This is a genomic window from Collinsella sp. An7, from assembly GCF_002159335.1.
Taxonomy (GTDB): Bacteria; Actinomycetota; Coriobacteriia; order Coriobacteriales; family Coriobacteriaceae; genus Coprousia.
Genome location: NZ_NFHP01000005.1, coordinates 136,815 through 148,685, shown reverse-complemented (window position 1 = coordinate 148,685; position 11,871 = coordinate 136,815). Strand labels below are relative to the sequence as shown.

11 protein-coding genes are annotated in these 11,871 nt (G+C 63.6%); 10 read left to right on the top strand and 1 reads right to left on the bottom strand.

The genetic code is table 11. The features are described from left to right. Nucleotides 1-14 precede the first annotated feature (14 nt). From tagD to B5G20_RS07130, 3 genes are all read left to right on the top strand, one after another. On the top strand, nt 15-554 hold the full coding sequence (gene tagD, locus B5G20_RS07140; RefSeq protein ID WP_342636430.1) for a glycerol-3-phosphate cytidylyltransferase: 540 nt from the start codon (nt 15-17) through the stop codon (nt 552-554). A gap of 340 nt (nt 555-894) precedes the next feature. Then, nucleotides 895-2,376: a family 1 glycosylhydrolase gene (locus B5G20_RS07135; protein WP_087356223.1), complete on the top strand. Its 1,482-nt coding sequence runs from the start codon at nt 895-897 to the stop codon at nt 2,374-2,376. A 483-nt stretch (nt 2,377-2,859) separates the two neighbouring features. Beyond that, the gene (locus B5G20_RS07130) at nt 2,860-3,336 is read left to right on the top strand and encodes a VOC family protein (protein WP_087356222.1); all 477 of its coding nucleotides are present in this window, start codon (nt 2,860-2,862) and stop codon (nt 3,334-3,336) included. A 141-nt stretch (nt 3,337-3,477) separates the two neighbouring features. On the opposite strand, the gene B5G20_RS07125 is transcribed toward B5G20_RS07130, so the two are convergent. Then, on the bottom strand, nt 3,478-3,681 hold the full coding sequence (locus B5G20_RS07125) for a cold-shock protein (protein WP_087356221.1): 204 nt from the start codon (nt 3,679-3,681) through the stop codon (nt 3,478-3,480). 288 nt (nt 3,682-3,969) lie between these two features. On the opposite strand from B5G20_RS07125, the gene B5G20_RS07120 reads away from it, so the two are divergent. The 7 genes from B5G20_RS07120 (at nt 3,970) to B5G20_RS07090 (ending at nt 11,726) form a co-directional block, all read left to right on the top strand. Next, on the top strand, nt 3,970-5,451 hold the full coding sequence (locus tag B5G20_RS07120) for a DUF1846 domain-containing protein (protein ID WP_087356220.1): 1,482 nt from the start codon (nt 3,970-3,972) through the stop codon (nt 5,449-5,451). A gap of 127 nt (nt 5,452-5,578) precedes the next feature. Then, nucleotides 5,579-6,136 carry a hypothetical protein gene (locus tag B5G20_RS07115; protein WP_087356219.1) on the top strand — a complete coding sequence of 186 codons (558 nt, stop codon included), beginning with the start codon at nt 5,579-5,581 and terminating at the stop codon, nt 6,134-6,136. 333 nt (nt 6,137-6,469) lie between these two features. Further along, nucleotides 6,470-8,140: a CTP synthase gene (locus B5G20_RS07110; RefSeq protein WP_087356218.1), complete on the top strand. Its 1,671-nt coding sequence runs from the start codon at nt 6,470-6,472 to the stop codon at nt 8,138-8,140. A gap of 101 nt (nt 8,141-8,241) precedes the next feature. Continuing rightward, nucleotides 8,242-9,285, top strand: a complete 1,044-nt coding sequence (locus B5G20_RS07105) for a site-specific tyrosine recombinase (protein WP_087356216.1) — start codon at nt 8,242-8,244, stop codon at nt 9,283-9,285. Nucleotides 9,286-9,639: 354 nt separating this feature from the next. Further along, complete coding sequence (locus B5G20_RS07100; RefSeq protein WP_239286916.1) at nt 9,640-10,140, top strand: division/cell wall cluster transcriptional repressor MraZ; 501 nt, start codon at nt 9,640-9,642, stop codon at nt 10,138-10,140. 30 nt (nt 10,141-10,170) lie between these two features. After that, a complete protein-coding gene (gene rsmH / locus B5G20_RS07095) occupies nt 10,171-11,142 on the top strand; it encodes a 16S rRNA (cytosine(1402)-N(4))-methyltransferase RsmH (protein WP_087356212.1) in 972 nt (323 codons plus the stop codon). A gap of 92 nt (nt 11,143-11,234) precedes the next feature. Continuing rightward, on the top strand, nt 11,235-11,726 hold the full coding sequence (locus B5G20_RS07090) for a hypothetical protein (RefSeq protein ID WP_087356210.1): 492 nt from the start codon (nt 11,235-11,237) through the stop codon (nt 11,724-11,726). Nucleotides 11,727-11,871 lie beyond the last annotated feature (145 nt).

Below are 11,871 nucleotides of genomic sequence, written 5' to 3'. Positions count from 1 at the left end.
CCAGGGAGGCCATCATGACGGAGCAGGACAAGCTGAACATGCAGACGGCCGGCGCGGCATCATCGCCCATCGTGCCCGCCTCGCCCGAGGACGCCGGTCGCGGCGTGCTCATCCGGCAGGCGCCCGGCTTTGCCGAGGCGCACCCGCACGTCGGCGTGCGGCGGGTCCTCACCTACGGCACTTTCGACCTTCTGCACTACGGGCACATACGCCTGCTCCAACGGGCGGCGGCACTCGGCGACTACCTCATCGTGGCGCTCTCCACCGACGAGTTCAACGCGAGCAAGGGAAAGCGCAGCTTCTACCCCTACGAGGTGCGCCGCGAGATGCTCGAAGCCATCCGCTATGTGGACCTCGTCATTCCCGAGAGCTGCTGGGAGCAGAAGCGCTCGGATGTGGAGACCTACCGCGTGGACGTGGTCTGCATGGGGAGCGACTGGGCGGGCGATGAGCGCTTCGAGGCGCTGCGCGACCTCTGCGACGTGGTCTACCTCGACCGCACCGACGGCATCTCCACCACCGAGGTCAAGGACCGCCTGAATAGGTTTTCCTAACAAAGCGGCCTCCCAGGCACTGCACCTAGCCGCCCGATCGTCGGTCGCCGCCTAAGGCGCGTCTCCTCCTCTTTCGCGGCAATCTGCGGCACCTGGAAAGGCCGTCATCGCGGATATGATGGCATGGCCGCGTGACAGTGGGGACAGGTTGATCTGTCACGTGACAAAATAACCTGTCCCCATTGTCACATCCGGGCGTATCAAAACGTGTCAGGCACGTGCAGGCAAAACGGTAAGAGGCTTGAAAAGAAGTGTCCGTTGGCCGATTTCCACCTCGATTGACCTCCTCACGCAGGCATACTGGAACCATGCCTGTATCAATCAACCGAGAGGAGATCTCATGGCATTTCCCGAAGGATTCCTGTGGGGCGGCGCTACGGCGGCCAACCAGTGCGAGGGCGCGTGGGACGTTGACGGCCGCGGTCCGGCCAAGACCGATGTGACCACCGGCGGCACGGTCGATACGCCGCGCATGATCACCTACCGCATGCCCGACGGTACCGAGGGGGCCATGCCGCAGTGGGGCGCCAAGCTCCCCGAGGGCGCCAAGTACGCGGTGCTCGACAACTACCTCTATCCCAACCACGACGGCATCGACTTCTACCATCACTACAAGGAGGACATCGCCCTCTTTGCCGAGATGGGCTTCAAGCAGTTCCGCATGTCCATCTCGTGGAGCCGCATCTTCCCCAAGGGCATCGAGGACGAGCCCAACCAGGCGGGTCTCGACTTCTACCGCAGCGTGTTCGAAGAGCTCAAGAAGTACGACATCGAGCCGCTCGTGACCATGTGGCACTTCGACACGCCCCTCTACATCGAGGAGGAGCTCGGCGACTGGAAGAACCGCGAGACCATCGCGCTCTTTGACAAGTACGCCCGCACGATCCTCACCGAGTACAAGGGCCTCGTTAAGAACTGGCTCACCTTTAACGAGATCAACAACACCGTCTCGTTCCTCGGCATGATGGTCCCCGCAAGCGACGAGGAGTTCCAGGACGCCTACCAGCACCTGCACAACCAGTTTGTCGCGAGCGCGCACGCCGTCAAGATGGCGCACGAGATCGACCCCGAGTACCGCGTGGGCTGCATGATCTGCGGCGTGGTGGACTACCCGCTCACCCCCGACCCCGACGACATCCTCGCCAACCGCTACATGTGGGAGAAGAGCCTCTTCTACTGCGGCGACGTGCAGTGCAAGGGCAAGTACGGCACCTACGCCAAGCGCCTGTGGGACGAGCACAACGTGCACCTCGACATCACCGAGCAGGACCTCATCGACCTCGCCGAGGGCCCGGTGGACTTCTACACGTTCAGCTACTATCAGTCGAGCTGCGTGACCACGCACCAGGGCGCCGAGACCACGGCCGGCAACATGACCATCGGCGCCAAGAACCCCTACCTCGAGGCGAGCGACTGGGGCTGGCAGATCGACCCCAAGGGCCTGCGTTACATCCTCGAGGTCATGTACGACCGCTACGAGAAGCCGATGATGATCGTGGAGAACGGCTTGGGCGCCTTTGACGAGCTCGTTGAGGGCGAGGACGGCCAGCTGACGGTGCACGACCCGTACCGCATCGACTACCTGCGCGAGCACATCAAGGAGATGGAGATCGCCATCGAGCATGGTGTGGACCTCATCGGCTACACCACTTGGGGCTGCATCGACCTCGTGTCGGCCGGAACCGGCGAGATGCGCAAGCGCTACGGCTTTATCTATGTCGACAAGAACGACGACGGCACCGGCTCGTACGCGCGCTACAAGAAGGACTCCTTCGACTGGTACAAGAAGGTCATCGCCACCAACGGCGCCGACCTCGACTAACGCACATCGCGGGGGTAGCCCGCCCGCACGGCTTTGCCTGGGAGCCGCCGGTCGCCCGTATGGTGACCGGCGGCTTTTGCTTTATGGTTAGAGCTCGCGCGCCGCGGCGGATGGCGCGTGCCCGGCGGCTTGCCGGCCTCTCGGGGTGTCGCGGGGTCTGGACCGGCTCCGGAAACTCCGCGAGACCACTCGCATACCGCCATAACGAGGCTGACGGGGGGTCAGAATAAAAAACTTCGCGTCAATGTAAGGATGAAAATCGCCTTCTCAAAGTAGCCGCAATATGAGCAAGTTCTCTACCTGCATCTTTTCCGGCGCGTGTTGCCCGTCTACGTGCAATACCGTCATTCCATCCTTACATTGACGCGAAGTTTTTATTACTGACCCCTCTTGTGCGTCGAATAGGGCGGTCTCGCGCTGCCCCGTCTGCTGCCGTGCCCGCCCTCCCGCATGTCAGCGGGCCCTTCGAGAAAGGTAGCGACCATGCTCTTCAACAACCTCATGCACGTCTCGTTCTATACCGATCGGCTCGAGGCTATGGAGGACTTCTACATCAACAAGCTCGGTGGCGAGCTCAAGATCGTCACGCGCGCAAAGGCCTATCTCGACCGTCCACAGTCGGGCTACCACGCGCTGGCGCTCGCAGACCCCGAGAAGGTCATCATCGTCTACATCGAGCTCGCACCGGGCCAGTTTGTCGAGCTCTTTCCCAAGAACGAGGGGCAGGGGCCGGCGCCGCGCATGGGGGAGAATCTGGGTTACGCGCACTTTGCGCTCACGGTGGACGACATCTTTGCCGCGCGCGAGGAGCTCGAGCGCCGCGGGGTGGTCTTTGACACCGAGATCTCCAAGGGACCGTCCGAGACCTACCAGATGTGGGTGCACGACCCGGACGGCAACGCCTTTGAGATCATGCAGTACACGAGCAGGAGCTTTCAGGTGGTCGGTCACATCATGTAGCGCAGGTAGTGCCGTGGCGGGGCCGGTCTCCCAAGGCACGGGTCCCGCAAGCCCCATCGTCGTATACCAAAAGAGGCGCCCCGCGGGGCGCCTCCTGCCGAGTCGTTGCGTGCGCGGCGCGTGCCGCGCGGTCGAGCGTGTTTAGAGCTTACGGACGTTGGAAGCCTGGAGCTTGCCGTTCTGGCCCGTGGTGATGTCGAACTCAACGGCCTGGCCCTCGTCGAGGGTCTTGTAACCGTCCATCTGAATCTCGGAGAAGTGGACGAACAGGTCGTCGCCGTCCTCGCGAGAGATGAAGCCGTAACCCTTGTCGGGGTTGAACCACTTAACCGTACCCTGTGCCATGACGTGCCTTTCTTTCGTGCCGTTTCCGGCAGCTGCGCTTGCGCGCGAAACCTTGGCGGCGATTGCCGCGAGGGATATGGTACCCCATGCGCCCGTGCTTCAAGCAGACATCTTCGCGCGTTTCCAAATGACAAATGTGCTCCTCGGGTCCCCGCGCGCGGGTTTGTCTGCTAAGGGGTGGAACGTCTTGGCGGGCGGGCGTCCGGAGGTTTCGTTGACGCCCCGAGGCTCCGCTATACTGGCAAGCGCAAGAAGAAGCGATGGCGGCCGACGCCGGAAGGAGCGCCCATGCGCGAGGGGTTTAGCAACGACACGTACATCGAGCAGCAGGCTGCGCGGATCCGCGAGCGCATCGCGCAGTTTGGCGGCAAGCTCTACCTGGAGTTTGGCGGCAAGCTCTTTGACGACTACCACGCGAGTCGCGTGCTGCCCGGCTTTGCCCCCGACTCCAAGTTTCGCATGCTCAAGAGCCTCTCGGACGACGTCGAGGTCATCATAGCCATCAACGCCAACGACATCGAGAAGAACAAGGCCCGCGGCGACCTCGGCATCACCTACGACGAGGACGTGCTGCGCCTGGCTGACGTCTTTCGCTCCAACGGGCTCGCTGTGGCGGCAGTCGTGCTCACCCAGTTTGCCGGGCAGCCGGCTGCCGAGGCGTTCCGCCGCCGTCTTGCCATGCTCGGCATAACCTGCAAGCTTCACTATCCCATCGAGGGGTACCCGCACGATATCGACCTCATCGTGTCGGAGGAGGGTTACGGCCGAAACGAATTTGTAGAGACCACGCGCCCGCTCGTGGTGGTAACGGCCCCCGGCCCCGGTTCGGGCAAACTCGCGACCTGCCTCTCGCAGCTCTACCACGAGCACAAACGCGGCGTGGCGGCGGGTTACGCCAAGTTCGAGACCTTCCCGGTGTGGAACCTCCCACTCGCGCACCCCGTCAACATCGCCTACGAGGCCGCCACGGTCGACCTTGACGACTCCAACATCATCGACTCCTTCCACCTGGAGGCCTACGGCAAGACGACCGTCAACTACAACCGCGACGTCGAGGCGTTCCCCGTGGTCAAGGCGCTCATGGAGAAGATCCTGGGCGAGAGCCCCTATCAGAGCCCGACGGACATGGGCGTCAACATGGTGGGCTTTGCCATCACCGACGACGACGCTTGCCGCGAGGCCGCCAAGATGGAGATTGTGCGGCGCTACTTTACCGCTGCGGTGCACGTCAAGCGCACCGGCACGGGGCAGGAGTACGTGGACAAGCTCAAGATGATCATGAAGAAGGCCGGGGTCTCCAAGGACTTCTCGCCGGCGCGATCGGCGGCGCTGCTCAAGGAGGAGACGACGGGCGCGCCCGTGGGGGCGATGGTTTTGCCCGACGGCCAGGTGGTGACGGGCAAGACATCCGAGCGCCTCGGCGCGGCGAGCTCGCTCATGATGAACGCGCTCAAGTGCGTGACGGGCGTGGACCTGGAGCTCGAGGTGATCAGCAACGAGGCGATCGAGCCCATCAGCCGCCTCAAGACCCAGCAGCTGGGGAGCAAGAACCCGCGTCTCCACCCGGACGAGACGCTCATTGCGCTCTCCATCACCTCGGCGACGAGCGAGGTGGCGGCGCGAGTGCTCGCGGGGCTGCCGAAGCTGCGTGGCTGCGACGCGTTCTTCTCGGTGATCATCTCGGCGACTGACGAGGCGCTCCTCAAGAAGCTCGGCATCAACGTGTGCTGCGAGCCCAAGTTTGAGCGGAGCGGGTATTACCATAAGTGACGAAGTTAAAGAATGAAAAAGCTGGGTGCCCCGGATCATGCAGGAAAGCTTTACCGGTTAAGCTTCCATACTACGAAGATGGAAGTCTCTGATTGCCAATGTGCAGCGTTCGGAGGAGGCCACGACAATGTCATTTATCGACGAGTTGCGCCAAGTACAAAGCGAGGCTGATAGTACGACTGCGCGACAGGCCGACCAACTACAGCGGGCGCGGGACTCCGTAACGACGGAAGAGGTGGATGAGTTCGCGATGTGCTTCGTGACGTACATCAAGGACAATTTGACATCCAGCATCAGCACTCGCTCTTTCTACTTTCGTGAGGGTATATTCGGTCGGAAGAGCAATTGTCGATACATTGCCGAGTTGTCATTTAACCTTGAACAGCATGATTACACCTCATTCAAGTTCTGGTCGGACTGTGCGGACCAGGGGATTCTGCGGCCGTCTGGGGATATTCTTGACTACGTGAAGAGCAACAAATACTTTTGTCCATACGAGAGCGACAAGTCATCTGCTATCCTCTGCTGGGACATCCCAATCGTTAAAAGGTTCTTGTATAGGGCAGTCGACATGCTCAAAGCGGAGGGTCTGAAGGTCGACTACACAATCCCTGATACGGATTCCAAGTGGGTGCACATTGAGATCGTGGCAACGTTGCCCTGCGATGCCCAGGGTAACATCTAGGGCGACCAGGGTGGGATTGGGGCTTAACATTCCAGTCCATGTTTTCGCTGCCTTTTGAAATCTTGCAAAGAATCCCATGTCACTTACGGTGAAAGCGGTCGAGCTCGCTGAGTATAGGCATCGCCGCTCGCAACTTATCGCATGGTGACTCAAGGGGGTCGGATGCGGGGCTGGTGATGGGGGCGGGCACTCCGGTTGCCCCGCCCCGACGCCGCCTCCGTTTGTCACCGCTGCGTTAACGAGAAAACGTCGCCGCGCGCCGCGGGCGCGAGTGCTACGATAAAGACCCGTAAGGACTCACAGTTCCAAGCGGGAAAGCGCAGGTACAAACTTATGACCAAGCACATCTTCGTGACCGGTGGCGTCGTCTCGTCCCTCGGCAAGGGCATCACGGCCGCCTCGCTGGGGCGTCTGCTCAAGAGCCGCGGCTACAAGGTCACCATGCAGAAGGCGGATCCGTACCTCAACGTCGACCCGGGCACCATGAGCCCCTTCCAGCACGGTGAGGTCTTTGTAACCGAGGACGGCTACGAGTCCGACCTCGACCTCGGCCACTATGAGCGCTTTATCGACGAGAATCTCACCCGTGACTCCAACTTCACCACGGGCGCCATCTACAAGAACCTCATCGCGCGTGAGCGCCGCGGCGACTTTCTGGGCGGCACCGTGCAGGTGATTCCGCACGTCACCGGCGCCATTAAGGACAAGTTCCGCCGCGTTGAGGAGCAGACTGGCTCCGACGTGGTCATCACCGAGCTCGGCGGCACCATCGGTGACATCGAGAGCCAGGCCTTCCTTGAGGCCATTCGCCAGTACAAGAAGGACGCCGGCCCCGAGAACGTGCTCTACATCCACGTGTCGCTCGTGCCCTACATCGCCGCCGCGCACGAGGTCAAGACCAAGCCCACGCAGCACAGCGTCAAGGAGCTCCGCTCGCTCGGCATTCAGCCCGACATCATCGTGCTGCGAAGCGACCACGAGATCGATGATGGGATCCGCGCCAAGATCGCGAGCTTCTGCGACGTGGACGTGGACTGCGTCTTTACCAACGAGGACTGCGCCTCGATCTACGACGTGCCCCGCATGCTCGCCGACCAGGACTTTGACCTGCGCGTTTGCGAGCGCCTCGGCCTGGAGCCGCGCGAGCGCCACATGGAGGACTGGTACCGCTTCCTCGAGAAGCAGGACCACGCCAACCGCCACGCCGACAAGGTCAAGATCGCCGTGGTGGGCAAGTACACCCAGCTGCCGGACGCCTACCTCTCGGTGATCGAGGCGCTCCGCCACTCGGGGATTTTCTTCGACCGCCATGTGGACGTGCAGCTCGTGGACGGCGAGGAGCTCAGCTGGGAGACGGCCCCCGAGGTGCTCGGCGACGCGTCGGGCATCGTGGTGCCGGGTGGCTTTGGCATCCGCGGTCTTGAGGGCAAGATCGCCGCGGCCCGCTATGCGCGCGAGAACAAGATTCCCTACCTGGGTCTCTGCCTTGGCATGCAGGTGGCCGTGTGCGAGTTTGCTCGTCACGTCGCGGGGCTTACCGATGCCAACTCCACGGAGTTTGTGTCCGACTGCACCTATCCCGTCATTGACCTCATGAGCTCGCAGGAGGACGTGACCGACAAGGGCGGCACCATGCGCCTCGGCGCTTACCCGGCGCGTCTTGCGGAGGGCACGCTCACGCGCGAGGCCTATGGTGAGGAGCTCGTGTACGAGCGCCACCGTCATCGCTACGAGTTCAACAACGCCTATCGCGAGACGCTCGAGCAGGCCGGCCTGGTGATCGCGGGCGTCTCGCCCGACGAGCGCCTCGTTGAGATGGTTGAGCTCCCCGAGGACGCGCACCCGTGGTTTGTGGCCACGCAGGCGCACCCCGAGTTCAAGAGCCGCCCGACGAAGCCCCAGCCGCTCTTCCGCGAGTTTATGCGCGCCGCGATCGCGCGGCACGAGGGCGTGGACCGTCACGAGGTCACGCCGATGAATGCCCCGGCCGATTGCGACTGCTAAGTTTGGGGCAGCTGACAGACATAGCTGAGCGCGAGGGCGCGTCGGGCGCGGGGGCTTCCCGCTCCGGCGCGCCCTGCGCGCATGGGGCGCGCGCCGGCGCGATGGCGGAGCGCGCGGGCGTTGCTTCCGAATTGCCTGCTGCCGGGGGTGGCCGGGCTGCGCGTGCCGGTGTTTCCGCTGCGGCGGGCGGTACGGGTGAGGCTGCTCTCGGCTCGGTGCCGGCCCCGTCTCCGACCCCGCTGGAGCAGGCGGTGCGGGCCTACCTCGACTACCTGACCGTTGAGCGCGGGCTTGCCGCCAACACGATCGCCGCGTATCGGCGCGACCTTGCCACGTACGCGGCCTTTCTCGTGGAGCGAGGTATCACCGCGCCGGACGATGTGGTGCGCACCGACATCGAGGCCTTTGTGGCCGCCCGTCGCGATGGCGGGTACGCCGACTCGTCTATCGAGCGAGCTCTCTCGGCGGTGAAGGGCCTGCACGCGTTCATGTTGCGTGAGGGCTTTTCCACCGCGACCCCGGCTGCTGCGGTGGCACTCCCCAAGAAGGAGGAGCGCCTGCCCGATGCGATCTCGGTCGAGGCGGCGACGCGCCTGCTGGAGCAGCCGTTTCCGCCCACGGCCGCCGGCGCGCGCGACCGAGCCGTGCTCGAGGCGCTCTACGGCTGCGGCCTGCGCGTGAGTGAGCTCGTGGGGCTCGACCTGCGCGACCTCTATCTTGACGAGGAATTTGCCCGGGTTTTTGGCAAGGGGTCGAAGGAGCGGCTCGTGCCACTTGTGGGCTCGGCGCGCTCGGCGCTCGCAGCCTACCTCGACGGCCCGCGTGCCGAGCTTGCGGCTCATGCGCGCCGTGCGGTGCCGGGCGATGCGGTCTTTCTCAACAAGAACGGCGGGCGTCTCTCGCGTCAGGCGGTGCACACCATTTGTGAGCGCTATGGGCGCGCGGTGGGAATCGAGGGGTTGCACCCCCATACGCTCCGCCACTCGTTTGCGACCCACATGCTCGCCGGCGGCGCCGACCTGCGCGTGCTGCAGGAGATTTTGGGCCACCGCGACATCTCGACGACCCAGATCTACACCCACCTCGACCGCACGCAGTTGGAGGAAGTCTATCTTTCCGCTCATCCACGGGCCGGCCTCCCGTAGCACCCAAAATGGGTCATTTGGGGACGTGTTCCGTTTGACCCATGTTGTGACAGTGGGGACAGGTTTTTTTGTTGCGTGACAACATAGCCTGTCCCCACTGTCACGCCACCCTGCACTGACCTGCGGGTTCTCTGTTTCGACACAAACTCGCAGGTACGAACAGAAATTCGATTCAATCTCACCTTGAAGGTTTAGGTTTGCCTCCCACGCTCGACCGGTGGGGGCGCTGCCGCACGTAAACCCAATATCTTGTGTTGCCCGCGGGGTCCGTGTGGGGCCGCTTGGGGGTCTGCGGGGGCTGGTGGGGGAGCCAGTGGGAAAAAATGGGGCCACAGGGGAGCTTCTCCCGCTACAATGGGAAGCGTCGACAGCGGGGTGGCTCCCGCACCTGCCCACGAGAAGCCTAAGGGGGTGCACGCGGTGTATCTGACCGGTACCTATGATCGAAATCTCGATGCAAAGGGCCGTCTCTCCATACCGCCTGCACTTCGCAACGAGCTTCCCGAGCGGGTGCGCGTCATCTACGCTCCTGAGAAGGAGGTCGACGCCGTGTACGTGTTCACCGAGGACACGTTCCGTGCCTGGCTCGATTCGGTGTTTGTCGCCAAGGGCGGGTTTGACCCGACCAACGAAGAGCACCGCGTCGTTCGGGAATGGCTGAACGGGGAGGCAATCGAACTCAAAATAGACTCCGCCTCCCGGATCAGCATCCCCGAGAGCTGCCGTGCCGACGCGCATCTCACGGGCGAGGTCACGGTCGTGGGCAACGACGACCGTCTCGTGATCTGGGACCGCGCTACGCACGAGGCCCGCCGCGCCGAGGCGCGCAAGACCGTCGCGAACTTCTTCGGCTAGGCGCCGGCGTTGCTCGAGGAGGATACGTACATGGGTGAGGGAACGTTGACACCTGAATATCGGCATGAACCCGTCATGCTCCAGGAAGTGCTGGATGCACTTTCGCTCGCACCGGGCAACACCGTGTGCGACTGCACGCTCGGCGGCGCGGGCCATTCCGTAAAGATGGCCGCGGCCGTGGGCGGAGAGGGGCTCCTCATCGGGATCGACCAGGACGACATGGCGCTCGAGGCCGCCTCGGCGCGCTTGAAGCGCGAGGTGCCGGACACTCCGGTGAAGCTCCTCAAGGGGAACTTCGGCGATCTGGACGAGCTGCTCTGCCGCGCCGAGATTCCCGGCGTCGACGGCTTCCTCTTTGACCTGGGCGTCTCGAGCCCGCAACTCGATATCCCGGAGCGGGGCTTCTCGTACAACGAGGATGCCCCCCTTGATATGCGGATGGATCCGAGGAACAATACCTTAACCGCAGCTGATGTCATAAACTCACCATCAAATACCGAAGCCGACATCGCTCGGATCCTCCGTTTCTACGGCGACGAGCGCTACGCTCGAGAAATCGCCCGGGAGATCGTGCGGCGGCGCAAGGTCAAGCCCATCGAGACGACGACCGAGCTCGTCGACGCGATCAAGGCGGCCATTCCCGCCGCGGCGCGCCGGCATGGGCATCACCCCGCGCGGAAGACCTTCCAGGCCATCCGCATCGAGGTGAACCACGAGCTCGAGGTGTTCGAGCGCGGGCTCGACGCCGCCATCCGCTGGCTCAACCCCGGCGGAAGGGTGTGCGTCATCTCGTACCACTCGCTTGAGGACCGCATCGCCAAGCATACCTTCCAGGAGCTGAGCCGGGGCTGCACGTGCCCGCCGGATATTCCGGTCTGCGTGTGCGGCAACGTGCCGAGAGTCAGAGTCATAACCAAAAAACCGCTGGTCGCGAGCGCCGAAGAGGTCGCACGCAACCCGCGGGCGAGATCGGCCAAGATCCGCGTTGCCGAGCGTCTGTAAAGGTGCCGGCAAAGCGCTTCGAGGTCTGTCCCGTAGCAGCAGAAACGAAGCGTAAACGTACTACCATCGCAAGGACGGGAGGCCGGCATATCATGGGTTACCACACCTCAAACGCAGCATATGCCTATGATATGCGGGCCGCCGCGCCCGCGCCGCGCCCGGCGGCGCCTGCACCGGCGCCCGAGGCCAGGCCGCGGTTTGACGTCTACACGGGTGCCGGCCGCGAGGCCGACCAGGTGGTGAGCCCGGTCTTTACCCATGTGGTAAAGGTCTTCTGCGTGCTCGCAGCCCTGGTCTTTGTCATCGGCCTGGCGCGCGTTGGTTTGGCGAGCCTCACTGCCGCCGAGCTCAACGCCAACGCCACGACCTCCAACGAGCTCTCTACCGCCCGCGACCAGACGGGTGACCTCGAGGTCATGCGCTCGGTCTACGGGGCCGACTCGCGTATCCGCGACCTTGCGGAGGACACGCTCAGCATGGTCGAGCCCAAGGACACGATCACCCTCGACTTGAGCGATACGGCGGCCGCATCCGCCGATGCCGCCACCGGTGCGGCAGACGGTGCGACGGCTGCGGCGCAGTAAGGAGTCCTGCGTGGCACGAGACGGATACACGGGCCGCGGCGGGGGAAGCCGTCGCGGCGCAAACAGACGCAGCGATCGATACGGCGACGGTCGCCCTGAGGCTCGGGGCGGCCGTTCGCGCGCTCAGGGCGCCGGGCGGACCGGC

Excerpts from the sequence above, each read along its gene's own strand:
- B5G20_RS07115 (WP_087356219.1), top strand. The coding sequence starts at position 5,579 with ATGTCATTTATCGACGAGTTGCGCCAAGTACAAAGCGAGGCTGATAGT.
- rsmH (WP_087356212.1), top strand. The coding sequence starts at position 10,171 with ATGGGTGAGGGAACGTTGACACCTGAATATCGGCATGAACCCGTCATG.
- B5G20_RS07100 (WP_239286916.1), top strand. The coding sequence starts at position 9,640 with ATGGGAAGCGTCGACAGCGGGGTGGCTCCCGCACCTGCCCACGAGAAG.
- tagD (WP_342636430.1), top strand. The coding sequence starts at position 15 with ATGACGGAGCAGGACAAGCTGAACATGCAGACGGCCGGCGCGGCATCA.
- B5G20_RS07090 (WP_087356210.1), top strand. The coding sequence starts at position 11,235 with ATGGGTTACCACACCTCAAACGCAGCATATGCCTATGATATGCGGGCC.
- B5G20_RS07110 (WP_087356218.1), top strand. The coding sequence starts at position 6,470 with ATGACCAAGCACATCTTCGTGACCGGTGGCGTCGTCTCGTCCCTCGGC.
- B5G20_RS07125 (WP_087356221.1), bottom strand. The coding sequence starts at position 3,681 with ATGGCACAGGGTACGGTTAAGTGGTTCAACCCCGACAAGGGTTACGGC.
- B5G20_RS07105 (WP_087356216.1), top strand. The coding sequence starts at position 8,242 with ATGGCGGAGCGCGCGGGCGTTGCTTCCGAATTGCCTGCTGCCGGGGGT.
- B5G20_RS07130 (WP_087356222.1), top strand. The coding sequence starts at position 2,860 with ATGCTCTTCAACAACCTCATGCACGTCTCGTTCTATACCGATCGGCTC.
- B5G20_RS07120 (WP_087356220.1), top strand. The coding sequence starts at position 3,970 with ATGCGCGAGGGGTTTAGCAACGACACGTACATCGAGCAGCAGGCTGCG.
- B5G20_RS07135 (WP_087356223.1), top strand. The coding sequence starts at position 895 with ATGGCATTTCCCGAAGGATTCCTGTGGGGCGGCGCTACGGCGGCCAAC.